This window comes from Micrococcus sp. KBS0714 (genome assembly GCF_002008305.4).
In the GTDB taxonomy this organism is placed as follows: Bacteria; Actinomycetota; Actinomycetes; order Actinomycetales; family Micrococcaceae; genus Micrococcus; species Micrococcus luteus.
Genome location: NZ_CP042169.1, coordinates 1,164,635 through 1,189,998 on the forward strand (window position 1 = coordinate 1,164,635; position 25,364 = coordinate 1,189,998).

A 25,364-nucleotide genomic window follows, 5' to 3' on the forward strand; every position below is an offset into this window, starting at 1 on the left:
GTGTCCGTCCTCCAGGAGATCATCGACGGCGTCCGTGAGGACCTCGAGCCTCGCCGCCGTGCCCTGCCCGAGGCGCGCCTGTCCGAGCTGGTGGCCGCCACCCCTGCGCCGCGCGACGCCCACGCGGCCCTGCACGGCGGACGCACCGACCCCGCGGGGATCCGGGTGATCTCCGAGGTGAAGCGGGCGAGCCCCTCCAAGGGGGCGCTCGCCGAGATCCCCGAGCCGGCCACCCTGGCCCGCGCGTACGAGCGCGGCGGCGCCAGTGCCGTCTCCGTGCTCACCGAGGCCCGCCGCTTCGGCGGCAGCCTGGCCGACCTGGACGCCGTGCGTGCCGCCGTCGATCTGCCGGTCCTGCGCAAGGACTTCACCGTCACCGAGTACCAGATCCACGAGGCCCGCGCCCACGGGGCCGACCTGGTCCTGCTGATCGTGGCCGCCCTCGACGACGCCGAGCTGGCCGGCTTCCTGCAGCTCACCGAGTCCCTGGGCATGCACGCCCTCGTGGAGGCCCACACGCCCGAGGAGATCGAGCGCGGCGTCGCCGCCGGCGCCCGCATCCTCGGCGTCAATGTGCGCAACCTCAAGACCCTCGACGTCGACCCGGCCCGCTACGCCGCGCTGGCCGACGGGCTGCCCGAGGACGTCGTCCGGGTCGCCGAGTCGGGCGTCGAGTCCGAGGAGCAGATCAAGGCCTACGCCGCCGCGGGCGCCGACGTCGTGCTCGTGGGCGAGGCCCTCGTGCGCCACGGCGCCCCCGAGGAGGCGCTGCGCGCGTTCCGCGCCGCGTCCCTCACCGTCCGCTGACCGAACCAGACCCGAGGAGCGTGGTCGCCATGAGCGCCGACCGTCCGAGCACCGAGCCCGCGATCGAGTTCGAGGGGCCGTATCAGGGTCAGGCCGGGCCCTACTTCGGCGACTACGGGGGGCAGTGGATGCCCGAGTCCCTCATGGCCGCGCTGCAGGAGCTCACCCGCACCTACGAGGAGGCGCGGCAGGACCCCGCCTTCGAGGCCGAGCTGCGGACCCTGTTCCGGGACTACGTGAACCGGCCCTCCCTGCTGAGCGAGGTGCCGCGGTTCGCCGCGGACACCCCCGGCGTGCGCATCTTCCTCAAGCGCGAGGACCTCAACCACACCGGCTCGCACAAGATCAACAACGTGATCGGCCAGGCGCTGCTCGCCCGCCGCATGGGCAAGACGCGCCTGATCGCGGAGACCGGCGCCGGCCAGCACGGCGTGGCCACGGCGACGGCGGCCGCGCTGTTCGGCATGGAGTGCACCGTGTACATGGGGGAGGAGGACACCCGCCGCCAGGCCCTGAACGTGGCCCGCATGCAGATGCTCGGCGCCGAGGTGGTCCCCGTGGCGATCGGCGCCCGCACCCTCAAGGACGCGATCAACGAGGCCCTGCGGGACTGGGTCGCCTCCGTGGACACCACGCATTACCTGATGGGCACGGTCACGGGCCCGCACCCGTTCCCCGCCATGGTGCGCTACTTCCACTCCGTGATCGGCGAAGAGGCCCGCGAGCAGATCCTGGCGCAGGCCGGCCGCCTGCCGGATGCCGTCGCGGCGTGCGTGGGCGGCGGGTCCAACGCGATGGGCCTGTTCCACGGCTTCCTCGACGACCCTGGGGTGGAGCTCTACGGCTTCGAGGCCGGCGGCGAGGGCCTCGAGACCGGCCGCCACGCCGCGTCCATCACGCTCGGACGCACCGGCGTGCTGCACGGCGCCCGCACGTACCTGATGCAGGACGAGGACGGGCAGACGATCGACTCCCACTCGATCTCCGCGGGCCTGGACTACCCGGCCGTCGGCCCGGAGCACGCCTTCCTGCACGACACGGGCCGCGCCGTCTACGAGCCGGTCTCGGACACCGAGTGCATGGACGCCTTCCTCCGGCTCACGCGCACCGAGGGCATCACGCCCGCCATCGAGTCGGCCCACGCCCTGGCCGGCGCGCTGCGCCTGGCCCGCCGCTGGGCGGACGAGGGCCTCGTGGGGCCGGACGCCCCGGAGGGTCAGGAGCGGATCATCATCGTGAACCTCTCCGGCCGCGGGGACAAGGACGTCGCCACCGCGGCGGCCTGGTTCGGCCTCGGCACGGCCACGGAGGAGAAGGACCCGCTCGAGGAGATGACCCCCGGAGAGGAGCAGTGACCGGCATGACCGTGAACTCCAAGACCGCCGCGGCCCTGGATGCCGCGAAGGCGGCCGGCCGCACCGGCCTCGTCGCCTTCCTGCCGGCCGGCTACCCGTCCGTGGACGAGTGCGTCGAGGCCGTCGTCGCCGCCGCGGACAACGGCGCCGATGTCATCGAGCTGGGCCTGCCCTACACGGACCCCGTGATGGACGGCCCCGTGATCCAGGCCGCGACCCAGGCCGCCCTGCAGGCGGGTTTCCACGTGGCCGACGTCTTCGACATCATCCGACGGGTGACCCAGCGCACTGACGCCGCGGTGCTGGTGATGACGTACTGGAACCTCGTGGACCGCATGGGCGTCGACGAGTTCGCGCGCCGCCTCGCCGAGGCCGGGGGCGCGGGTCTCGTCACCCCTGACCTCGTGCCCGAGGAGGCCGGCGCCTGGATGGAGGCCTCGGACCGTCACGGCCTGGACCGCGTGTTCCTCACCGCGCCCTCGTCCACGGACGAGCGGGTGCGCCTCACCGTCGACTCCTCCCGCGGCTTCGTGTACGCGGTGTCGGTCATGGGCGTCACCGGCACCCGCGACGCGGTGTCCACCGTCGCCGAGACCGTGGTCCGCCGGGCCCAGGATGCCGGGGCGGAGCACGTGTGCGTCGGCCTCGGCGTCTCCCAGGCCGCGCACGTCCGCGAGATCGGCGCCTACGCCGACGGCGCGATCGTCGGCACGGCCCTGGTGCGCGCGCTGACGGACGGCGGGCCGCAGGCCGTCGGCGCCCTCGCCCGCGAGCTGGCCGCCGGCGCCGTCCGGGAGGGCTGAGCATGACCGCCCTGGCCTCCCTGGCGTCCCCCGCCGCCCTGGCCCCGCTCGCCGCCTTCCCCGCCCCCGGGTGGGACGGGTTCCAGCTGGGCCCGGTGAAGATCCACGCGTACGCGCTGTGCATCATCCTGGGCATCGTCCTGGCGCTGTGGCTCGCCGAGCGTCGGTGGCGCGCCCGCGGCGGCCCCGAGGACCGTGTGCTCGACATCGCCCTGTGGGCCATCCCGTTCGGCTTCGTGGGCGGTCGGCTCTACCACGTGTTCTCCTCACCGGACCGGTACTTCGGGCCCGGCTTCGACGGCACGGGCGACCCGATCCAGATCCTGTACGTGTGGAACGGTGGACTGGGCATCTGGGGCGCGATCGCCCTCGGCGCCGTGGGCGCGTGGATCGCGTGCCGCCGCTACGGGCTGCGGCTGACGGCCTTCGGCGACGTCGTCGCGCCGGGCATCCTGCTGGCCCAGGCCATCGGCCGGTGGGGCAACTGGTTCAACCAGGAGCTCTTCGGCGGCCCGACGACCCTGCCCTGGGGGCTCGAGGTCGACCCGGCCAGCCCGAACTTCCCGGCCGGCTACGCCCCGGACACGCTGTTCCACCCCACGTTCCTCTACGAGTGCCTGTGGAACCTGGCCGGGGTCGCGCTGCTGCTCCTCGTGGACCGCGCGCTGCACCTGCGCCACGGCCTCATGCTGTGGTCCTACGTCGCCTGGTACACCGCGGGCCGCACGTGGATCGAGATGCTGCGCATCGACGACGCCGAGATGGTCACGCTCTTCGGCGTCACCCAGCGGCTCAACGTGTGGACGTCCCTGCTGGTGTTCGTCATCGCCCTCGCGTTCATCGTCGGGATCCTGCTGCGCCATCGCGGCGCGGCCGCCGGCCCCCACGCCCACCAGAGCGTGTGGCGCGCCGGGCACGCCCCCGAGGGCGACGACGGCGTCGCCGTCGCCGCGGGCCGCTCCGGGTCCCACGCCGTGGGCGCGGCGGAGGACGACGCCGTCCGGCGCTGACCCGCTCCCCGGCGCGCCCGCGAGGGGCGCCCGGGGCCCCGGTGTCCCACATGGTGGACATTCGGCGTGTCACAGAACGTCCGGTTCCGCACAGTGGGACGTCGCGCCCGGTAGCGTCTCTTCCACCTCGGGGCCGTCGGCCCCGAGCGTCGGGGCCAGCGCCGTCCCCGTCCGAGCCCCTGCTCTCCGGAAAGGACGGCACCATGCCCGTGGCATCCTCGCCCGCCTCGGCCCCCCGCGCGGGGGGACCGGTGGATCCCTTCGTCCGCTATGCGGACGTCCCCGCCGCCCAGGGCCTCTACGACCCGTCCCGGGAGACCGAGAACTGCGGCCTCGCCGTCATCGCCACCCTGCGGGGCACCCCGGGCCACGACATCGTCCAGCACGCGCTGACCGCCCTGCGCGCGCTCGAGCACCGCGGGGCGGTGGGCGCCGACGAGGGCACCGGCGACGGCGCCGGCCTGCTGACCCAGATCCCCGACGAGCTGTTCCGTGCCGTCGTCGACGCCGAGCTGCCCCCCGTGGGCGAGTACGTCGCCGGCACCGCCTTCCTGCCGCCCGTCGACGGCGAGCGCGCCGAGGCGAAGGAGGCCGTCGAGCGGCTGGCCGAGGAGGAGGGGCTGCAGGTCCTGGCGTGGCGCGAGGTGCCCACCGACCCCTCGGCCCTGGGCGTCGGCTCCCGGGCGGCCATGCCCGCGTTCGAGCAGCTGTTCCTGTCCCTGGCGGACGGTCAGGACGGCACCGAGCCGGGGCAGTCGCTGGACGTGCGGGCGTGGCGGGTGCGCCGCCGCGCCCAGTCCCGCGCCGGCGTCTACTTCCCCTCGCTCTCGTCCCAGACGATCGTCTACAAGGGCATGCTGACGACGGCCCAGCTGGAGCCGTTCTACCCGGACCTCTCCGACGAGCGGTTCACCACCCGGCTGGGCGTGGTCCACTCGCGGTTCTCCACCAACACGTTCCCCTCGTGGCCGCTGGCCCAGCCGTTCCGCACCATCGCGCACAACGGCGAGATCAACACGGTCAAGGGCAACCGCAACTGGATGCGCGCCCGTCAGGGCCAGCTCAAGCACCCGATGCTCGGCGAGGTCCCCGAGGACCTGTTCCCGCTGATCAGCCCCATCGGCTCAGACTCGGCCTCCTTCGACGAGGTCGCGGAGCTGCTCATGCTCTCCGGGCGCCCGCTCACCCAGGCGATCATGATGATGATCCCGGAGGCGTGGGAGAACCACGCGACCATGGACCCGGCCCGCCGCGCCTTCTACCAGTACCACTCCATGCTCATGGAGCCCTGGGACGGACCGGCCGCCGTCGCCTTCTCCGACGGCACCCAGGTGGGCGCCGTGCTGGACCGCAACGGCCTGCGCCCCGCCCGCTGGTGGGTCACCGACGACGGCCTCGTCGTCCTGGCCTCCGAGGTCGGCGTCGTGCCGATCGAGCCCTCGGCGGTGGTGCGCAAGGGGCGCGTGGCCCCGGGGCGCATGTTCCTCGTGGACACCGAGCAGGGCCGGATCATCGGCGACGACGAGATCAAGGCCGAGGTCGCCTCCGCCCAGCCGTGGGAGGACTGGGTGCGCCAGAACCTCCTGGACCTGGAGTCGCTCCCCGAGCGCGAGCACGTCCGCCACACCTCCGAGTCGATCCTGCAGCGTCAGCGCATCTTCGGGTACACCTCGGAGGAGCTGCGCATCCTCGTCGGGCCGATGGCCCAGACGGGCGCCGAGCCGCTCGGTGCGATGGGCACGGACACGCCCATCGCCGTCCTCGCCAAGCGGCCCCGGCTGCTCTTCGACTACTTCGTGCAGTCCTTCGCCCAGGTGACGAACCCGCCGCTCGACGCGATCCGCGAGGAGCAGGTGACCTCGATGCGCACCGCGATCGGCCCGCAGGGCAACGTGCTCTCCCTCGAGCAGGTGCGCACCCGCCAGGTCGACGTCCCGTTCCCCGTGATCGACAACGACCAGCTGGCCCGCATCCAGCACCTGCGCGACGCCGACGGCACCCGCCTGACCCTCAAGGTGAACGGCGTGTACCGGGTGGCCGGAGGCGTCGAGGAGCTCCGCGCCCAGCTGAAGGCGATCTGCGAGCAGGTCTCGGCCGCCGTCAACCGCGGCGTGGAGTACGTGGTGCTGTCCGACCGCGGCGCCACCGCCCAGTGGGCGCCGATCCCGTCCCTGCTGCTGACCTCCGCCGTGCACCACCACCTGCTGGCCTCGGCCAACCGCACCAAGAGCTCGCTGATCGTCGAGGCGGGCGACGTGCGCGAGGTCCACCATGTGGCCGTCCTGCTCGGCTACGGGGCCTCCGCGGTCAACCCGTACCTGGCCATGGAGTCCGCCGAGGAGCTCGTGCGCACGGGAGAGGTCTCGGGCGTCACCGCCGAGCAGGCCGTGGCGAACCTGATCAAGGCGCTCGGCAAGGGCGTCCAGAAGATCATGTCCAAAATGGGCATCTCCACGGTCGCCTCCTACACCGGCGCCCAGACGTTCGAGGCGCTCGGCCTGTCCCGGCGCTTCGTGGACCGCTACTTCGTGGGCACCACGAGCCCGCTCGACGGCGTGGGCATCGACGTCGTCGCCGCCGAGATCCAGGCGCGCCACGAGTTCGCGTATCCGCCGGACGGCAACGACATCAACCCGTACCGCGAGCTCGAGGTGGGCGGCGAGTACCAGTGGCGGCGCGAGGGCGCGCCGCACCTGTTCAACCCCGAGACCGTGTTCCGCCTCCAGCACTCCACGCGGGAGCGGCGCTACGACGTCTTCAAGGACTACACGCGTCGCGTGGACGACCAGGCGGAGGAGCTCATGACCCTGCGCGGGCTCATGCGCCTGCGTACGGGCGAGCGGCCGCCGGTGCCCGTCTCCGAGGTGGAGCCCGTCGAGTCGATCGTGCGCCGCTTCTCCACCGGCGCGATGTCCTACGGCTCCATCTCGCAGGAGGCGCACGAGACCCTCGCGATCGCCATGAACCGCCTCGGCGCCCGCTCGAACTCGGGCGAGGGCGGCGAGGACCCCGAGCGCCTGCTGGACCCGGAGCGCCGCTCGAAGATCAAGCAGATCGCCTCGGGCCGGTTCGGCGTCACCAGCCTGTACCTGGCCACCGCGACCGACCTGCAGATCAAGATGGCCCAGGGCGCCAAACCCGGCGAAGGCGGCCAGCTGATGGGGACCAAGGTGTACCCGTGGGTCGCCCGCACGCGGCACTCGACCCCGGGCGTCTCCCTGGTGTCCCCGCCGCCGCACCACGACATCTACTCGATCGAGGACCTGGCGCAGCTGATCCACGACCTCAAGCGGGCCAACCCGACCGCGCGGGTCCACGTCAAGCTCGTCTCCGAGTCCGGCGTGGGCACGGTGGCCGCGGGCGTCGCCAAGGCGCGCGCCGACGTCGTGCTCATCTCCGGCCACGACGGCGGAACGGGCGCCTCCCCGCTGAACTCCCTCAAGCACGCGGGCACCCCGTGGGAGATCGGCCTGGCCGAGGCGCAGCAGACGCTCATGCTCAACGGCCTGCGCGAGCGCGTCACCGTCCAGGTGGACGGGCAGCTCAAGACCGGCCGGGACGTCGTGATCGCCGCACTGCTCGGGGCCGAGGAGTTCGGCTTCGCGACCGCCCCGCTCGTGGTCTCCGGCTGCATCATGATGCGCGTGTGCCACCTGGACACGTGCCCCGTGGGCGTGGCCACCCAGAACCCCGAGCTGCGCGCGCGCTTCACGGGCAAGCCCGAGTTCGTCGTCAACTTCTTCGAGTTCATCGCGCAGGAGGTCCGCGAGCTGCTCTCGCAGCTGGGCTTCCGCACGCTCGACGAGGCGATCGGCCACCGCGAGCTGCTCGACGTGGACGCGGCCCTGCACCACTGGAAGTCCGAGGGCCTGGACCTCTCGGGCATCCTCGCGGACCCCTCCGTCGGCCGGCGTCCGGGCCACGAGGACGCGCCCATGCGCCGCACCACCGAGCAGGACCACGACCTCGCCTCCCACATCGACCACCGGTTCATCGCCCGGCTGGGGGACACGCTCACGACGGGCACGCCCGTCGTGATGGACGAGGCCGTCGTGAACACGGACCGGTCCGTGGGCACGCTGCTGGGCTACCACGTCACGAGCACGCGGCTCGCCGACGAGCTGGACGACGACACGATCACCGTGCGCCTGACGGGCGAGGCCGGCCAGTCCCTCGGCGCCTTCCTGCCCGCCGGCGTCACCCTGCGGCTCTCGGGCGACGCCAACGACTACGTCGGCAAGGGCCTGTCGGGGGGACGCGTGATCGTCCGCCCCGACGCCGAGGCCCCGTTCGTGGCCGAGGAGAACACCGTGGCCGGCAACGTGATCGGCTACGGCGCCACCTCGGGCCAGCTGTTCCTGCGCGGCCGCGTGGGGGAGCGGTTCCTCGTGCGCAACTCCGGCGCCACCGCGGTGGCCGAGGGCATCGGCGACCACGGCCTGGAGTACATGACCGGCGGTGAGGCGCTGATCCTCGGCGAGACCGGCCGCAACCTCGCCGCCGGCATGTCCGGCGGGCGGGCCTGGGTGCTGGACCTGGACCGGGAGGACCTGAACCCACTCGCCGTCCGCGAGGACGCCCTGATCCTCGAGGCGCCGTCCGCGCAGGACCGGCTGCGGATCGCCGAGCTGCTGGAGCTGCACCGCGCGGAGACGGGCTCCGCCGTCGCCGCCGCGCTGCTCGCCGACCTGCGGGCCGGCGGGGACGCCGCCGACGCCGCGTGGGACCGCTTCACGACCGTCCTGCCCCGGCAGTACGACCTCGTGCTGCGCACCCGTCAGGCCGCGACGGCCGAGGGACTCGACCCGGACGGGGAGGCCGTCTGGGACCGACTGCTGGAGGTGACCCGTGGCTGATCCGCGCGGATTCCTGAAGAACCGGGAGCGCGTCGACCGCCCCACGCGTCCGGTGCCGGTGCGCATCATGGACTTCAAGGACGTGTACGTCCGCCAGGACGAGGCGATCGTGCGCACCCAGGCCGGCCGGTGCATGGACTGCGGCATCCCGTTCTGCCACTCCGGGTGCCCGCTGGGCAACCTCATCCCGGAGTGGAACGACCTGGTCCGGCGGAGACGCTGGGACGAGGCCGCCGCGCGACTGCACTCGACCAACAACTTCCCCGAGGTCACCGGGCGGATCTGCCCCGCCCCGTGCGAGGACTCCTGCACCCTGGGCATCAACCAGCCCGCGGTCACCATCAAGCAGACCGAGGTGGCGATCGCGGAGCAGATCTTCGACAACGACTGGCTCGAGCCGGTCGTGCCGGCCCGCCTGAACGGCCACACCGTGGCCGTCGTCGGCTCGGGCCCGGCGGGACTGGCCGCGGCGCAGCAGCTCACCCGCGCCGGCTTCACCGTGGTGGTCTACGAGCGCGACGAGCGCCTCGGCGGCCTGCTGCGGCTGGGCATCCCGGACTTCAAGCTGGAGAAGGACGTCCTGGACCGGCGCCTGGCGCAGATGGAGGCCGAGGGCACCCGGTTCCGCACCGGCGTGGAGATCGGCGTCGACCTGCCCTGGGACCAGCTCAAGGCCCGCTTCGACGCCGTGATCGTGGCGACCGGCGCCCCCGTGGCCCGCGAGCTGCCCGTCCCCGGCCGCGGCCTCGACGGGATCCACCTCGCCATGGACTACCTCGTGCAGTCCAACCGCGCGGTCGCCGGCGACGAGGTCCCGGACCAGATCTCCGCCGAGGGGCGCCACGTGGTGATCCTCGGCGGCGGCGACACGGGCGCGGACTGCATCGGCACCGCGCACCGCCAGGGGGCGGCGTCCGTGACGACGCTGGCGATCGGCCAGCAGCTGCCGGTCGAGCGCCCCGTCCACCAGCCGTGGCCCACGATCCCCAAGGTCCACCAGCAGACCACGGCCGACGCCGAGGGCGGCGCCCGCGCGCACCTTGCCTCCACGGTCGAGTTCCTCGGCGACGAGCACGGCCGCGTGCGCGCCCTGCGCGTGGCGGAGACCGAGTACCGCGAGGACGGCACGCGCGGGCCCAAGGCGGGCACCGAGCGCGAGGTCCAGGCAGACCTGGTGCTGCTGGCGCTGGGCTTCACCGGCATCGAGGAGGGGCTGCTCACGCAGCAGCTCGGCGTGCACGTGACACGCGGGCTCGTGGCCCGGAAGGACGGGTACGAGACCGACGAGCCGGGCGTGTTCGCGTGCGGCGACGCCGGGCGCGGCGCCTCCCTGGTGGTCTGGGCCATCGCCGAGGGGCGTGCGTGCGCGCAGGAGGTCGACGAGTCGCTCGAGCGCTGGTCCCGACTGCCGCACCCCGTGGACCCGGACGACCGCGGCCTCGTCCTCGGCTGAGTCCTCCGTCTCATCTTCCGACGCCACGCGGGCCCGCCCTCCACCGAGGGCGGGCCCGCCCCCTATCGTGGGTCGCATGCGACACGCGAAGATCATCGCCACCTTTGGGCCCGCCACCGACTCCGACGAGACCACCCGCGCCATCATCCGCGCGGGGGCGGACGTCGTCCGCCTCAACATGAGCCACGGCGACCACGCGGTCCACGAGACGTCCTACGAGCGGGTGCGCCGCCTCAGCGTGGAGGAGAGCCGCCCCGTCGCGATCTTCGCCGACCTCCAGGGCCCCAAGATCCGCCTGGGCCGCTTCACCGACGGCCCTCATCTGCTCGAGAGGGGCGATCGGATCACCATCACCACCCGGGACGTGCCCGGGACCCGTGAGCTGGTGGGCACCACCCACAAGGGGCTGCCCGGAGACGTCGCCCCCGGTGACGTGCTCCTGGTGGACGACGGCAAGGTGCGCCTGCGCGCCGTCGAGGTCACGGACACGGACGTGCTGGCCGAGGTCGAGGTGCCGGGCACGGTCTCGGACAACAAGGGGATCAACCTGCCCGGCGTGGCGGTGAACGTGCCCGCCCTGTCCGAGAAGGACGAGCGGGACCTGCGCTGGGCGCTGCGCACCGGCGTCGACATGGTGGCGCTGTCCTTCGTGCGGGACGCCGCGGACGTGGACCGGGTGCACGAGATCATGGACGAGGAGGAGCGCCGGGTCCCGGTCATCGCCAAGATCGAGAAGCCCCAGGCGGTGGAGAACCTCGAGGCCATCGTGGACGCGTTCGACGCCGTCATGGTGGCCCGCGGCGACCTCGGCGTGGAGCTGCCGCTCGAGGACGTGCCCGTGGTGCAGAAGCGCGCGGTGGACCTCGCCCGCCGCTGGGCGAAGCCGGTCATCGTGGCCACGCAGGTGCTCGAGTCGATGATCGACAGCCCGCGCCCGACGCGCGCCGAGGCCTCGGACTGCGCCAACGCCGTGCTCGACGGCGCGGACGCCGTCATGCTCTCGGGCGAGACCTCGGTGGGCGCGTATCCGGTCGAGACGGTCCAGACGATGGCCCGGATCATCGAGTCCACCGAGACCCACGGCCTCGAGCTCATCCACCCGCTCGGCTCGCGTCCCCGCACGCGCGGCGGCGCGATCACCCGGGCCGCCGTCGAGGTCGCGAACCAGCTCGAGATCCCGTTCCTCGCCACGTTCACCGAGTCCGGCGACTCGGCCCGTCGGCTCAGCCGCCTCCGGCCGCGTCAGCCGATCTACGCGTTCACCCACCACGAGCACACGCACAACATCCTGTGCCTGACGTGGGGCGTCTACCCGAAGATGGTCCCGTTCCAGGACTCCACGGACAAGATGACCCTCCAGGTGGAGCAGTCCCTCACGTCGGAGGGCATCGCCCAGCACGGCGACCTCGTGGTCATCGCCGCCGGGTCCCCTCCCGGGGCCGTGGGCTCCACGAACACGCTGCGCGTGCACCGCGTGGGCGACGACGCCGCGGGCGGCTCGTCCGCCGCCTCGCCGCAGACGCGCGAGCCGCTCGGCTTCTGGCCGGCCCGCTCCCCGCTCTGACGGGCGCGCGGGCGCCGCTCAGCCGACCTGGTCGATGACGGCCTGCGCGACCTCCCGCATGGTCAGGCGCCGGTCCATGGAGGTCTTCTGGATCCAGCGGAAGGACTCGGCCTCGGTCAGGCGCATCCGCTCCTGGAGCAGCGCCTTGGCCCGGTCCACGATCTTGCGGGTCTCCAGGCGGTCACCCAGGTCCCGCACCTCGGCCTCGAGGCTGCGCAGCTCGTCGAAGCGGGCCACGGCCAGTTCGATGGCGGGGACCAGGTCGGCCTCGGTGAAGGGCTTGACCACGTAGGCCATGGCCCCGGCGGTCCGGGCGCGCTCCACCAGCTCGCGCTGGCTGAAGGCGGTCAGCATGACCACGGGGGCGAGCCGTTCCCCGGCGATCTCGCCCGCAGCCGCGATGCCGTCCATCACGGGCATCTTCACGTCCATCACCACGATGTCCGGGCGGTGCTCGCGCACGGCCTCGACGGCGGCGCGGCCGTCGCCGGCCTCGGCGACCACCCGGTAGCCCGCCCCGGTGAGCACCTCCACCAGGTCGAGGCGGATGAGGGTCTCGTCCTCGGCGACGACGGCCCGCAGGCCGGTCTCCTCGGGAGGCGTCAGCGTGGACACGGCAGCTCCTTCGCGCGGGCCGGGACGGCGTCGGTGCGGCGCCGCTGGTGGTCCACCAGGCTACCGTGCGCGATGAGTGCGGCGCGGGCGCGGCGGCGGTGACCCCCCGCCGGAAGGCCGGGGACGCCGGGTCGGGGCGCTGATAGGGTGATCGAGTCCCGCCTCCGGGCGGCACTGCCCGAATGGTGGAATCGGTAGACACGCCGCACTCAAAATGCGGTGCCGAGAGGCGTGTGGGTTCGAGTCCCACTTCGGGCACCGTCGGCGCGCGGCCACCCGCCGTGGGCGCCGTGTCCGTGACCGATCGACCCGAGATGAGTGGTGTCCTGTGCTCCTGACCAGCCTCCTGCTGACCCTCCTCTCGGTGGTGGCGGCCGTCCCGGCCTCCCGGGCGCTGGGCAGGGACGCGGGCTGGGTCCTGGCCGCACCCCTGCTGGCCGCGGCCGGCGTGCTGATCGCGGCGTGGACGGGCGACGTCCGGACGGAGCACCATCCGTGGATCCCCGCGGTCGGGGTGGACCTCGACCTCCGGCTGAACGGCCTGGCCCTGGTGTTCGCCATGATCGTCCTCGTCATCGGCGCCGCGATCCTCGCCTACTCCAGCCGGTACCTCAGTCGGGACCGCACGGAGAGCCGACCCGGCTCCTTCTACCTGCTGATGACCGCGTTCGCGGCGTCGATGCTGCTGCTGGTGCTCGCCGACAACATCGTGGTCCTCTTCGTCGCGTGGGAGTTCACCTCCTTCACCTCCTTCTTCCTCATCGGGCGCTCGGGGGACCATGCCCGCGACCCCGCGATCCGGACCCTGCTCGTGACCGTGGGCGGCGGCCTCGCGCTGCTGGCCGCCGTCGCCCTCATGGCCGTGCGGACCGGCACTGCCTCGCTGTCCGGGGTGTTGGCCTCGGACGTGTGGTCCGAGGCGGGCTTCACCACCACGGTCGCCGTCCTGCTGGCGGTGGCCGCGTTCACCAAGTCCGCCCAGTTCCCGTTCCAGGCGTGGCTGCCGGACTCCATGGTGGCCATCTCCCCGGTCTCCGCCTACCTGCACGCCGCGGCGATGGTCAAGGCCGGCATCTTCCTGCTGCTGGTGTTCAGCCCGGTCCTGGCCGGGAACCCGGTGTGGTCCGCGCTGTTGATCGGCTCGGGCCTCATCACGGCCCTGCTGGGCGCCGTCTCCGCGATCCGTCGCCACGACCTCAAGGGTCTGCTGGCCTACTCCACGATGAGCCAGTTGGGCCTGCTGGTGACCGCCATCGGCATCGGCACCCCCGTCGCGCTTACCGCGGCGATCGTGCACACCGTGGCGCACGCGCTGTTCAAGTCGGCGCTGTTCATGCTGATCGGCGTGGTCGACCACGAGGCCGGCACCCGCGACCTGCGAGAGCTCGCGGCCCGCCACGTGCGCATGCCGGTCACCGGCACGGCGATCGCCGTCGCCGCCCTGTCGATGGCGGGCATCCCGCCGCTGTTCGGCTTCATCTCCAAGGAGGGCCTGGTCGAGGCCGCTCTCGGGACCCCCGGTCCCGCATGGCTCCCCGTCCTCGTCACCGCCGGCATCGCCCTGACCTCCGTGTTCACCGTGGCCTACTCCGGCCGTCTCGTGCTCGGCGCCCTGGGCCTCTGGGGTCCAAGCCCGGACGGGGCCGCCCATTCGTGGCCGACCGGCCGGGAGGACGAGGTCCACGAGGCTTCTGCCACCTTCTGGGGCGTGCCCGTGCTGGCCGCGGCCGCGGGCGTGGCCCTGGGCCTGCTGCCCGGTGTGCTGGACACCCCCGTCTCCTACGCGGCCGAGGCCGCCTCCGGCGCGGAGGTGCACGCGCACCTGGCGCTGTGGCACGGCGTGAACACGGCCCTGCTCGTCTCCGCCGCCATCATCGTGCTCGGTCTGCTGCTGGTGGCCTTGCGCCGCCCGGTGGAGCGCGTGGCCTCCCACGCCGCCCTGCCGTTCTCCGCCCTGGATGCGGTGGACGAGGTTCGGCACCGGCTGATCGGCGTCGGCGCGGTCGTCTCGCGCGCCTCCGGCACCCTGGCTCCCCGCCCCCACCTCCTCATCCCCGCCCTGGTCCTGGGGCTCCTCGCCGTGGCCGGTGTCGCCACGATCGAGGATTTGCCTGCCGTCGTCGGCCAGCCCTCGCGCTGGCACGACTGGGTGCTGGTCGTCCTGGTGGGTGCCGGCGTGATCGCCACCATCCGCGCCAAGACGCGCATCGCCGCCATGGTGGTGGTCGGCGTCGTAGGGTTCGGCATGACCCTGTGGTTCCTCACCCTCGGCGCCGTGGACGTGGCCCTGACCCAGCTGATGGTCGAGGTGCTCACGGTGTGCGTCATGGTGCTGCTGCTGCGCCGCCTGCCCGCCCGCTTCAGCGACGAGCCGACCCCGCGCAGGATGCAGGCGGTCCTCGCCGCCTCCGTCGCCGGCGTCGCCGCGACCCTGGGCGTGCTCGCGTTCACCGGCCGCTCCAGCATGTCGGAGATCGCCCACTTCTACCTGACCCAGAGCTATGCCCAGGCTGGGGGGACCAACGTGGTGAACGTGATCCTCGTGGACTTCCGCGCCGTGGACACGTGGGGCGAGATGACCGTGCTCGGGGCGACGGCGCTGACCATCGCGGCCCTGTTGCTCAACCGTCGGCCGACGCCTCCACAGCCCTCCGCCGTGGACATGCGCTCCCCACTCGCCCACGTGCGCGAGAACCTCGTCCACATCCGGGTGTTCGGCCGTGTCTTCGGCGTGCTGATCATCCTGCTGTCCGCGTTCCTGCTGCTGCGCGGGCACTACGAGCCCGGCGGCGGCTTCATCGCCGCACTGGTCGCCGGTGCCGGCTACGCCCTGCTCTACCTGGCCGCCGACTCGGACACGGCCCCGGAGTTGCGGTGGCCGTACCTGGCCTTCATCGGCTCGGGCATCGCCGTCGGCACCGCGACGGGGATCGTCGGTTACCTCACCGGCAAGGGCTTCCTCGGAGCCGCGGGAGTGAAGGTCCTGGACTACGGGCTCTCCACCACGCTCGCGTTCGACATGGGCGTGTACCTGGCCGTGATCGGCCTGATCGTGGCCGCGTTCTCCCTGCTCGGCCCCGAGCGGCCGGGTGAGGACCCGCTCCGCGCCTCGAGCCGTGACCCCGGCGTCGCGCCGGCGGCCCCGTCCTCCGATCCCTCGGCCCCGACCACCACGACTGCACGAGAGGAGGTCACCCGATGACCGTCGCCCTTACCGTGGGACTTCTGACCTTCGGCGCGTTCTACCTGTTCTCCAAGCGCGAGCTGCTGCGCGTGATCCTCGGCATGGTCCTGCTGGGCCACGCCGCCAACCTGGCCATCATCGCCGCGGGCGGCACCGACCGCCGCGGGCTGCCCTTCGCGGGGACCTCAGACGTCGAGGTGCAGGCCGATGCCCTGCCGCAGGCCTTCGTCCTGACCGCTATCGTGATCGCCTTCGCGATCACCGTGCTGCTGCTCGCGCTGGCCGTCACCGGGCGCGCGGACGACGCGGTGGCCTCGCCGGGGGAGACCCGCGACTCCCTGGAGCAGGCCGCCGCCGACGCACGCTTCCCGCGCGAGGAGCGGCACGCCGCGGCCGGCCGGATCGCGCAGCACTACGCCGGCCAGGGCCCGGAGGTGCGTCGATGAGCGCCGTCCCGCTGGGCCAGCTGCTGCCCCTCTTCGCCGCCGTCCCGCTGCTGTCCGCCGGTCTGCTCGTGCTGGCGGGGGAGCGTCCCCGCCTCCACCGGGCAGTCCTGTTCGCGGTGCTCGGACTCGTCACCACCGGCGGGCTGGCCCTGGGCGTCCACGCCCTCGACGGGTCCGTGCTCGCCACCTCGCTGGGCGGCTGGCCCGGGGGCATCGGGATCGGCTTCGCAGCGGACATGCTGTCCGCCCTGATGCTCGTGCTCACGAGCGCCCTCACGATCGTGGGCGCGGCGTTCGCCTACGGCTCCCGCGTCGCTAACTCCCAGTTCTTCGCCCCGCTGCTCCTGATCCTCATCGGCGGAGTCAACGGCGCCCTGCTGACGGCGGACCTGTTCAACCTGTTCGTGTTCATCGAGGTCATGTTGGTGCCCAGCTACGGCCTCTACGTCCTCTCCGCCAACCGCCGTGAGCCCCTGCGCCGAGTGGACGGGGCGCGGCTGTACGTCACCCTCAACCTGCTAACCTCCACGATCCTCCTGGTCGGCGTCGGCTTCGTCTACGGGCTGACCGGCTCGGTGAACCTCGCGATGCTCGCCGGGTCCGCCGCGGCGGACCCACGCATCGCGATCGCCGCGGGCATGGTGCTGTTCGCACTGTCCATCAAGGCCTCGGTGGCCCCGCTGCACGGCTGGCTGGCCTGGGCGTACTCCTCGACCTCCCCGGCGGTGACGGCCCTCTTCGCCGCCCTGCACACCAAGGTCGCCGTGTACGGGCTCTACCGGATCTACTCCGTCATGTACGACGGCGATGCGCGTCTGCTGCCGCTCATCCTGGTCCTGTCCCTCGCCACCCTCGTGGTGGGTGCGCTCGCCTCGGTCGGTGAGCACGGTGTGCGCGCCGTGTTGTCGTGGCAGATGGTGAGCGGCATCGGCGGCATCCTCGTCGGACTCGGGCTCTCCACGCGCCTGGGTCTCGCGGCGGGCCTGTTCTACCTCGTGCACCACATGGTGGCGATGGGCTGCCTCCTGATGGCCGCCGGCGCGATCGAGGTGCGCTACGGCACCGGCCGTCTCGCGGACCTGCAGGGCCTGGCCCGGCGCGAGCCGCTGATCGCCGTCGCCTTCTTCGTGGGCCTGCTCTCCCTGGTCGGCATCCCGCCCTTCTCCGGGTTCGTGGGCAAGCTCATGCTCGTCAGCGCCGGCCTGGACGCCGGCCGCGGTGTCACCGCTGCGCTGGTGCTGGGCGCCTCCCTGGTGAGCCTGTGGGTTCTGCTGCGGGTGTGGGACGCCTGGTTCTGGGGCGCTCCGACGGCCCCACACGGGCACCGCGAGCGCCTGGCCACCGCGGCCATGCCCATCGTGGGCCGGGCGGGCTCCGTGCCGTCGCCCTCCGGCCGCGGCTCGAGCACCGACCACGAGCGCACCGAGTCGTGGGCCTCGCAGGAGACCCTCGATCCGCCCACGGGCGTGCTGCCGGTGACCGTGGATCCGGACGAGGACGTCACGCGCTCCCGCATCCCAGGCCGGCTGGCCGCCCCCGCCGTCGTCCTAGCTATGGCCACCCTCGCCCTCGGGCTCGGCGGTCAGGCCCTGTGGACCGTCACCGACCTCGCGGCTCAGGGCCTGATGGACCCCAGCAGGTACATCGAGGCGGTGCTCAACCCATGAGCACCGCACTCCCGCAGCCTCCGGAAGGAGACGCCCCCATGCACACCGTCGCCCCCGCCGACGGGACCGTCGACCTGGCGCCCGGCACGGCCTCCGCCGTGTCCTGGCCTTGGCGGTGGCTCGTGTTCTGGTGCTGGTACGCGTGGGCCCTGGTGACCTCTTCGAAGGCGGTCATCAAGGACCTCGTCACCCCCGGCGTCCAGGCGCGCTCGGGCATCGCCCGCGTGCGCAGCAACTGCCGCACGGACGCCGAGGTCACCCTGCTCTCGGCGCTGATCACCCTGACGCCCGGCACGTTGACGCTGGGCACCCGGCGTGCCGGCGCCGTCGGTGACGAGGACGGTGACCCGGACGCGCGGCGCCTGCTCTACGTGCACGGCCTGTACGCTGACGACGCCGACGCCCTCCGCGCGGAGATCCACGACATGGAGGCGCGCATGCTCCACGCGATGCGGAAGACGGGGGTGGCATGATGCCCTTCGCCTACGACTGGTCCCTGGTGGGGATCGACCTGGCCATCGCGCTGCTGACCGTGTCGGCGCTCGTGTCCGCGTACCGGATCGTGGTGGGCCCGCTCGACGCGGACCGCGCGGTCTCGGGCGACCTGCTCACGTTCAGCGTGCTCGGGATGCTCGTGCTGTTCGGCGTCCGGGCGGACAACCCGTGGACGTTCGACTTGGTCCTGATCGCCGCGGTCGTGGCCTTCCTGTCCGGCATGTCCCTGGCCCGCGCGCTCACGCGCGGCAAGCGTTGAGGAGGTCGCACCCGTGGACGTCGTCCTGACCGCCGCCGGCTCCGTGCTCGTGGTGATCGGAGCCCTTGCGTTCGTCACCGCGGGACTCGGTCTGATCCGGTTCCCCGACCCTTACACCCGCGTCTCCGCCGTGGGCACCGCCGGCGGCGTCGGGATGATCCTGATCGTGGTGGGCGCCCTGCTACTGGCCCCGGGGGTGGCCGCGTTCGTGAAGGTGGCCCTGATCGTGGTGCTGCAGCTGGGCTCGGCCTCGGTGGCCACCATGGCCCTGGGCCGCTCGGCCTACCTCACCGGGGTGCCCATGAACCCCGGGCACTACGACGAGCTCGCCGAGGACACCCCGGGGCGCGAGCACGGCGAGCCCGCTCCCCGCGCGCCGGACGAGGTCTGAGACCGCTCGCACGCGGCGTCGGACCGGCCCGTCCCGTCTCCCGGGGCGGGCCGTGCCGCCTCAGGGGCGCGGCGCCAGGACCAGGTTAGTGATGCGGGCGGTCGAGAGCCGCCGGCCCTGCTCGTCCGTCATCACCACCTCATGGGTGACGAGGGTGCCGCCCAGGTGGACGGCGGTCGCGGTGCCGGTCACGAGGCCCGAGCGGACGGCCCGGTGGTGCGTGGCGCTGATCTCGACCCCGACGACGTTGCGGTCCGGCCCGGCGTGGATCTTCGCGGCCATCGAGCCCAGGGACTCGGCGAGCACGAGGTGGGCGCCGCCGTGCAGCAGCCCGACGGGCTGCTCGTTGCCCGCCACGGGCAGGGTGGCGACGGCTCGCTCGGCCGTGAGCTCGAGGAAGCGCAGACCCATCTTCTGGGCCAGGGGGCTGATCACCGCGCCGCCGAGGGCGGTGACAAGCTCGGGCGTCAGACCGGCCTCGGCGCAGGCCGCCTCCAGCTCGGCGGGGCTCAGCTCGGGGGTGACGCCGGGGCGGTACACGCGCTCGGAGGCGGCGGGGGTGGTCTCGGTGTGCTCACTCATGAGCACTAGGCTGGCACACGCGACCGGCGCGCCCCGCGCCGCGCGCCGAGAGGAGACGTGAGCACCCATGGCGGCAGATCCGACCCCAGAGGCCCCGCAGCGGCTGCTGGTCCTGGACGGGCACTCGATGGCGTTCCGCGCGTTCTACGCGCTGCCCGCCGAGAACTTCGCCACGGACACGGGCCAGCACACGAACGCCGTGTACGGCTTCACCGCCATGCTCCTGACCATGATCCGGCAGCAGCGGCCCACGCACGTGGCCGTGGCGTTCGACCTCTCCGGGCCCACGTTCCGCTCCGAGGAGTACGGTGAGTACAAGGCCGGCCGCTCCGAGACGCCCGCGGAGTTCGCGGGCCAGATCGAGCTGACCGTGAAGGTCATGGAGGCCCTGGGCATCCCCACGCTCACGCTGGAGGGCTACGAGGCCGACGACATCGTGGCCACGCTGTCCGCGCGCGCCGAGGAGGCGGGGTGGGAGGCCGTCGTCGTCTCCGGTGACAGGGACGCGTTCCAGCTCATCTCCGAGCGCACCACCGTGCTCTACCCCAAGAAGGGCGTCTCCGACATCCCGCCGATGGACGCGGACGCCGTCAAGGCCAAGTACGGGGTCGCCCCCGCCCAGTACCCCGAGCTCGCGGCCCTCGTCGGCGAGGCCGCGGACAACCTGCCCGGCGTGCCCGGCGTCGGTCCCGGGTTCGCCGCGAAATGGCTGAAGCAGTACGGGGACCTCGACGGCGTGCTCGCACACGCGCACGAGATCACGGGCAAGAAGGGGGAGGCGCTGCGCGAGCATCTCGAGGACGTGCGCCGCAACCGCCGCCTCAACGCCCTCGTGCGCGACCTCGACCTGCCGATCGGGCTCGAGACGATGCGGCTCGAGATGCCCGAGCGCGAGCCCGTGGAGGAGCTGTTCGACGCGCTGCAGTTCCACCGCATCCGGGAGCGCGTGTTCGAAGTGTTCGGCGAGCGGGTGGGCGAGGACGCGCCGCCCCCCGAGGTCGAGGCCGCCCCGGAGTTCACCGAGGCGACGACGGCCGAGGACGTGCGCGCGTTCCTCGCCGCCGAGGCCGGCAACCTGCTCGGCGTCCACGTGGACGTCGAGGGCCCGGCCCTGCTGCCCCGCCGCAAGGTGCCCGTGCCCGGCACGTTCGGCACGCCCGTCGGCGTCGCGCTGGTGGGCGAGCACGCGGGCCTGCACGTCACCCTCGACGGCGACGCCCCGGACCCGGCGCTGGTCGCCGCCGTGCGCGAGGCCCTCGGCGAGGGCGGACTGGCCAAGGCCGTGCACGACCTCAAGCGCACGCTCAAGGCGCTGGCCGCGCCCACCGAGGGCGACGGGCTCGGCCCGGACGCGGCCCTGGACGGCGTGGTGGACGACGTGCTGCTCTCGGCCTACCTGATCCAGCCGGACCGGCGGGACACCTCGCTCGAGGCGCTGGCGGAGGCGCATCTGCACACCCCCCTCACCGCCCCGCGCGAGTCCGCTCAGCAGCGGGCGCAGGGGTCGTTCGACCTCGACGGAGGTCAAGCCGCCGCCGAACGCGCGGACCGCGCCGCGGACGCCGTGCGGGCCGCCTGGGTGGTGCGCCGTCTCTCCACCCAGTTCACGCCCCAGGTGCTCGACCGCGGGGCCCAGCGGCTGCTGCAGGAGCTCGAGATCCCGCTCTCGCGGCTGCTCGCCCGGATGGAGCTGACCGGCATCGCCGTCGACGTCGACGCCCTGACCGGCCTGCGCGAGGACTTCACCGACGCCGCCGACGCCGCCAAGGAGTCCGCGTGGGCGTCCGTCGCGGAGGAGACCGGCGGGATGCAGGTCAACCTCGGCTCGCCCAAGCAGCTGCAGGAGGTGCTGTTCGAGCGGCTCAACATGCCGCGCACGCGCAAGACGAAGACCGGCTACTCCACGGACGTGGACTCGCTGCAGGACCTGCTCGAGCAGACCCGGCACCCGTTCCTCGAGAACCTGATGGCCCACCGTGACGCCACGAAGCTCCGGCAGACCGTGGAGGGGCTGCTCGAGACCGTCGCCCCGGACGGCCGCATCCACACCACCTACTCGCAGACCGCCGCCGCCACGGGCCGACTGTCCTCGCTGCACCCGAACCTCCAGAACATCCCGGTGCGCACCGAGGCGGGCCGCCGCATCCGTGAGGTGTTCGTGGCGGACGAGGTGGCCGGGGAGCAGGCCGTGCTGCTCTCGGCCGACTACTCCCAGATCGAGATGCGCATCATGGCGCACCTGTCCGAGGACGAGGGGCTGATCCAGGCCTTCCGCGAGGGCGAGGACCTGCACTCGTTCGTCGGCTCGCAGGTGTTCGGGGTGGATCCGGACGACGTCACCGCCGAGCAGCGCGCCAAGGTGAAGGCGATGAGCTACGGCCTGGCCTACGGGCTGTCCTCCTTCGGGCTGTCCAAGCAGCTGAAGATCTCGGTGGACGAGGCGCGCGGCCTCATGAAGGGCTACTTCGACCGCTTCGGCGGCGTGCGCGACTACCTGCGCGACGTCGTCGCGCAGGCCCGACAGGACGGGTACACCTCGACGATCGAGGGGCGCCGCCGCTACCTCCCGGACCTCAGCTCGGACAACCGTCAGCTGCGGGACATGGCCGAGCGCGCCGCGCTCAACGCCCCCATCCAGGGCTCGGCCGCGGACATCATCAAGCGCGCGATGCTCGACGTGCAGGCCGGCCTCGAGGAGCACGGGCTGGCCTCGCGCCTGCTGCTGCAGGTCCACGACGAGCTCATCCTCGAGGTCCCGGCCGCCGAGCTCGAGAAGGCCACGGCGCTCCTGAAGGAGCGGATGGGCCGGGCCGCCGAGCTCTCCGTGCCGCTCGACGTGCACGTCGGCCAGGGAAGGAGCTGGCATGACGCCGCACACTGACGCGCCGGAGGGTCCGTCGCTGCGGCGGCTGGCCGACGCCGCCGAGGACCGGCTCGGCGAGCACGGCCTCGCGCTGCGCGACCTCGGGGTCCTCGGCCCCGAGGACCCCGCCGCATCGCACTTCGCGGCCGCGGTCGAACGGGGCTTCTACGAGACGGTGCCCACGGGCGCCGCGCTCCGCCAGCAGCTCGAGGCCCACGCGGCCGACGGACGGCGCCGGCTCGGCGTCTACGCGCCGGGGGACGACCCGGCGGCCCGCCGCCCCGCCGCCACCTTCGAGGACTTCGTGCAGCCGCTGACCACGTCGCCCGGCCGCACCGTCGACGCCTGGCTGATCACCGACGTGACCGTCTCGCCGGACGCCCGCCGGCGCGGCGTGCTGCGGGCCATGATGCTCAGGTCCCTCGCGGACGCCCGCGACGCCGGCCTCTGCGCGGCCGCCCTGACCGCGACCGAGGCCGCCATCTACGGCCGCTTCGGCTTCGGGGCCGCCACCCGGTGGCACGCCGTGCGGATCGACGTCTCGGGCGCCCCCGCGTTCACGGGCGCCCCGGCCGGCGGGCGGGTCACGGTCGAGGAGCCGCGGGAGATCCCCGGCCTCGTGGACGAGCTGTACGGGCGGGTGCTGCCGGCCACCCCGGGCTCGGTCCAGCGGACCTCGTTCAGCGTGCCTCGCTGGGAGGACCGCGAGGCGAGTCGGAACGAGGGGCGCGGCTCGGGGCTGTACGCGGCGGTCCACCGCGACGACGACGGGCGGGTCCAGGGCGTCGCGCTGTATCGGTTCGAGGGCTGGGAGAAGGAGCCGCCCACGATCACCGTCACCGCGTTCCTCGCGGCGACCGCCGACGCGCGGCGCGGGCTCGTCCACCACCTGGCCCGACTGGACCTGGTCGAGCGGATCGAGTGGGGCCGCGCGCCCGAGCCCGGTTGGCTCGAGGCGCTCTTCGTCGACGAGCGGCGGGTGAGTCGGCACCGCGGCTCCGACGACCTGTACCTGCGGGTCCTGAACCTGCCCGCCGCCATGGCGGCCCGTGGCTGGGCGGGCGACGGGGAGGTCGTCGTCGCCGTCGAGGACGCGCTCGGCGCGATCGACGGGACGTGGCGGCTCACCGTCCGCCAGGGGCGCGGCGCCGCTGAGCGGTTGGGCCCCGCGGCCGACGCCGTGGGCCTGGACGCGGGACTCCGGCTCGACGCGGCCCGGTTCTCCGCGCTCTGGCTCGGCGGGCACTCCCGCGGGGCCGGCGCCGCGGTGCTGGCGGAGGCCGGTGTCGTGGCGGAGCTGCGGGCCGGCGCGGCGGAGGCGTTCGACGGGCTTGTGCGACCCAGCCGACCCCTGCACACCCTCGTCGGCTTCTGATACGCTGGACGAGCACATTCGTGCGCATTTGATACATGTCCATCACGACCCACGCCGGGTGGGGCCCCTCTGGTGCCCGGATGTCGCCCACCGGCGGCATCGATCCCGACGTGACCCCCGATCCCAACGGAGTCCCTCCTACATGACCACCACTTCCAACGCCCCGCAGGTCGCCATCAACGACATCGGCTCTGCCGAGGACCTGCTCGCCGCCATCGACGCGACCATCAAGTACTTCAACGATGGCGACCTCGTCGAGGGCACCGTCGTCAAGGTGGACCGCGACGAGGTCCTGCTCGACATCGGCTACAAGACCGAGGGCGTCATCCCGTCCCGCGAGCTGTCCATCAAGCACGACGTGGACCCGGACGAGGTCGTGGCCGTGGGCGACACCGTCGAGGCCCTGGTCCTCACCAAGGAGGACAAGGAGGGTCGCCTGATCCTCTCGAAGAAGCGCGCCCAGTACGAGCGCGCCTGGGGCGACATCGAGAAGATCAAGGAGGAGGACGGCGTCGTCGAGGGCACCGTCATCGAGGTGGTCAAGGGCGGCCTCATCCTCGACATCGGCCTGCGCGGCTTCCTCCCGGCCTCCCTCGTGGAGATGCGCCGCGTGCGCGACCTGGCCCCCTACATCGGCCAGAAGCTCGAGGCGAAGATCATCGAGCTGGACAAGAACCGCAACAACGTGGTCCTGTCCCGCCGCGCCTGGCTCGAGCAGACCCAGTCCGAGGTCCGCTCCAACTTCCTCCACAAGCTGGAGAAGGGCCAGGTCCGCAACGGCACCGTGTCCTCCATCGTCAACTTCGGCGCCTTCGTGGACCTGGGCGGCGTGGACGGCCTCGTGCACGTCTCCGAGCTGTCCTGGAAGCACATCGACCACCCGTCCGAGGTCGTCGAGGTGGGCCAGGAGGTCACCGTCGAGGTCCTCGAGGTGGACATGGACCGCGAGCGTGTCTCCCTGTCGCTGAAGGCGACCCAGGAGGACCCGTGGCAGCTCTTCGCCCGCACCCACGCCCTCGGCCAGGTCGTGCCGGGCAAGGTCACCAAGCTCGTGCCGTTCGGTGCGTTCGTCCGCGTGGAGGACGGCATCGAGGGCCTCGTGCACATCTCGGAGCTGGCCTCGCGCCACATCGACACCGCCGAGCAGGTCGTGTCGGTCAACGACGAGCTGTTCGTCAAGGTCATCGACATCGACCTCGAGCGTCGCCGCATCTCCCTGTCCCTCAAGCAGGCCAACGAGGGCGTGGACCCCGAGGGCACCGAGTTCGACCCGGCGCTCTACGGCATGGCCGCGGAGTACGACGAGGAGGGCAACTACAAGTACCCCGAGGGCTTCGACGTCGAGACCAACGAGTGGATGGAGGGCTTCGAGACCGAGCGCGCCGCCTGGGAGCAGCAGTACGCCGACGCTCAGGCCCGCTGGGAGGCCCACAAGGAGCAGGTGCGCCGCTCCCTCCAGGAGGAGGCCACCGCCGGCGCCGACGCCGGTGCGGGCCTGGGCGGCTCGTCCTACTCCTCCGAGGCCCCGTCCTCGGACGGAGGCACCCTGGCCTCCGACGAGGCCCTCGCCGCCCTGCGCGAGAAGCTCACCGGCAACTGATCGCCGCGGTGCGTGACCGTCCCTGACGGCCCGCGCCGA

General features: G+C 72.9%; 18 protein-coding genes and 1 tRNA gene. 17 read left to right on the forward strand and 2 right to left on the reverse strand.

The features are described 5' to 3' along the window. The 7 genes from trpC to pyk all read left to right on the forward strand — a co-directional run bounded on the left by trpC (position 1) and on the right by pyk (position 11,848). Positions 1–807, forward strand: coding sequence for an indole-3-glycerol phosphate synthase TrpC (gene trpC / locus B1A86_RS05410; RefSeq protein ID WP_063189271.1), 807 nt, complete (start codon positions 1–3; stop codon positions 805–807). Positions 808–836: 29 nt separating this feature from the next. After that, positions 837–2,162, forward strand: a complete 1,326-nt coding sequence (trpB, locus tag B1A86_RS05415) for a tryptophan synthase subunit beta (protein WP_060973957.1) — start codon at positions 837–839, stop codon at positions 2,160–2,162. Next, positions 2,159–2,965: a tryptophan synthase subunit alpha gene (gene trpA / locus B1A86_RS05420; RefSeq protein ID WP_078025553.1), complete on the forward strand. Its 807-nt coding sequence runs from the start codon at positions 2,159–2,161 to the stop codon at positions 2,963–2,965. Before trpB ends, trpA begins: the two co-directional genes overlap by 4 nt. Before the next feature lie 2 nt (positions 2,966–2,967). Then, on the forward strand, positions 2,968–3,975 hold the full coding sequence (gene lgt, locus B1A86_RS05425; RefSeq protein ID WP_078025552.1) for a prolipoprotein diacylglyceryl transferase: 1,008 nt from the start codon (positions 2,968–2,970) through the stop codon (positions 3,973–3,975). 203 nt (positions 3,976–4,178) lie between these two features. After that, entirely contained in the window at positions 4,179–8,831 is a 4,653-nt protein-coding gene (gene gltB, locus B1A86_RS05430) for a glutamate synthase large subunit (RefSeq protein ID WP_049147614.1), read from the forward strand. After that, positions 8,824–10,284: a glutamate synthase subunit beta gene (locus B1A86_RS05435; protein ID WP_138976799.1), complete on the forward strand. Its 1,461-nt coding sequence runs from the start codon at positions 8,824–8,826 to the stop codon at positions 10,282–10,284. The genes gltB and B1A86_RS05435 overlap by 8 nt, the downstream gene beginning before the upstream one ends. Before the next feature lie 76 nt (positions 10,285–10,360). Beyond that, positions 10,361–11,848: a pyruvate kinase gene (gene pyk / locus B1A86_RS05440; protein WP_036315352.1), complete on the forward strand. Its 1,488-nt coding sequence runs from the start codon at positions 10,361–10,363 to the stop codon at positions 11,846–11,848. 18 nt (positions 11,849–11,866) lie between these two features. Here the strand turns inward: pyk and B1A86_RS05445 are convergent, their stop codons facing one another. Then, positions 11,867–12,463, reverse strand: a complete 597-nt coding sequence (locus B1A86_RS05445) for an ANTAR domain-containing response regulator (protein WP_010078752.1) — start codon at positions 12,461–12,463, stop codon at positions 11,867–11,869. 176 nt (positions 12,464–12,639) lie between these two features. On the opposite strand from B1A86_RS05445, the gene B1A86_RS05450 reads away from it, so the two are divergent. The 7 genes from B1A86_RS05450 (at position 12,640) to B1A86_RS05480 (ending at position 18,905) form a co-directional block, all read left to right on the forward strand. Next, positions 12,640–12,721, forward strand: a tRNA-Leu gene (locus B1A86_RS05450). Positions 12,722–12,791: 70 nt separating this feature from the next. Then, positions 12,792–15,665 carry a DUF4040 family protein gene (locus B1A86_RS05455; RefSeq protein ID WP_036338623.1) on the forward strand — a complete coding sequence of 958 codons (2,874 nt, stop codon included), beginning with the start codon at positions 12,792–12,794 and terminating at the stop codon, positions 15,663–15,665. After that, on the forward strand, positions 15,662–16,093 hold the full coding sequence (locus B1A86_RS05460) for a cation:proton antiporter subunit C (RefSeq protein ID WP_010078750.1): 432 nt from the start codon (positions 15,662–15,664) through the stop codon (positions 16,091–16,093). The genes B1A86_RS05455 and B1A86_RS05460 overlap by 4 nt, the downstream gene beginning before the upstream one ends. Continuing rightward, on the forward strand, positions 16,090–17,760 hold the full coding sequence (locus B1A86_RS05465; protein ID WP_089529306.1) for a monovalent cation/H+ antiporter subunit D family protein: 1,671 nt from the start codon (positions 16,090–16,092) through the stop codon (positions 17,758–17,760). The genes B1A86_RS05460 and B1A86_RS05465 overlap by 4 nt, the downstream gene beginning before the upstream one ends. Positions 17,761–17,798: 38 nt before the next feature. After that, positions 17,799–18,233: a Na+/H+ antiporter subunit E gene (locus tag B1A86_RS05470; RefSeq protein ID WP_010078748.1), complete on the forward strand. Its 435-nt coding sequence runs from the start codon at positions 17,799–17,801 to the stop codon at positions 18,231–18,233. Beyond that, the gene (locus tag B1A86_RS05475; protein ID WP_010078747.1) at positions 18,230–18,514 is read left to right on the forward strand and encodes a monovalent cation/H+ antiporter complex subunit F; all 285 of its coding nucleotides are present in this window, start codon (positions 18,230–18,232) and stop codon (positions 18,512–18,514) included. Before B1A86_RS05470 ends, B1A86_RS05475 begins: the two co-directional genes overlap by 4 nt. A gap of 13 nt (positions 18,515–18,527) precedes the next feature. Next, positions 18,528–18,905, forward strand: coding sequence for a monovalent cation/H(+) antiporter subunit G (locus tag B1A86_RS05480; RefSeq protein WP_036315347.1), 378 nt, complete (start codon positions 18,528–18,530; stop codon positions 18,903–18,905). A 60-nt stretch (positions 18,906–18,965) separates the two neighbouring features. Here the strand turns inward: B1A86_RS05480 and B1A86_RS05485 are convergent, their stop codons facing one another. Further along, positions 18,966–19,487: a PaaI family thioesterase gene (locus B1A86_RS05485; RefSeq protein WP_078025550.1), complete on the reverse strand. Its 522-nt coding sequence runs from the start codon at positions 19,485–19,487 to the stop codon at positions 18,966–18,968. 67 nt (positions 19,488–19,554) lie between these two features. Between B1A86_RS05485 and polA the strand changes: the two genes are divergently transcribed. The 3 genes from polA to rpsA all read left to right on the forward strand — a co-directional run bounded on the left by polA (position 19,555) and on the right by rpsA (position 25,325). Continuing rightward, on the forward strand, positions 19,555–22,368 hold the full coding sequence (polA, locus tag B1A86_RS05490; RefSeq protein ID WP_078025549.1) for a DNA polymerase I: 2,814 nt from the start codon (positions 19,555–19,557) through the stop codon (positions 22,366–22,368). Next, positions 22,352–23,725: a GNAT family N-acetyltransferase gene (locus B1A86_RS05495; protein ID WP_078025548.1), complete on the forward strand. Its 1,374-nt coding sequence runs from the start codon at positions 22,352–22,354 to the stop codon at positions 23,723–23,725. Before polA ends, B1A86_RS05495 begins: the two co-directional genes overlap by 17 nt. A gap of 142 nt (positions 23,726–23,867) precedes the next feature. Further along, positions 23,868–25,325, forward strand: a complete 1,458-nt coding sequence (gene rpsA / locus B1A86_RS05500; RefSeq protein ID WP_036315338.1) for a 30S ribosomal protein S1 — start codon at positions 23,868–23,870, stop codon at positions 25,323–25,325. Positions 25,326–25,364 lie beyond the last annotated feature (39 nt).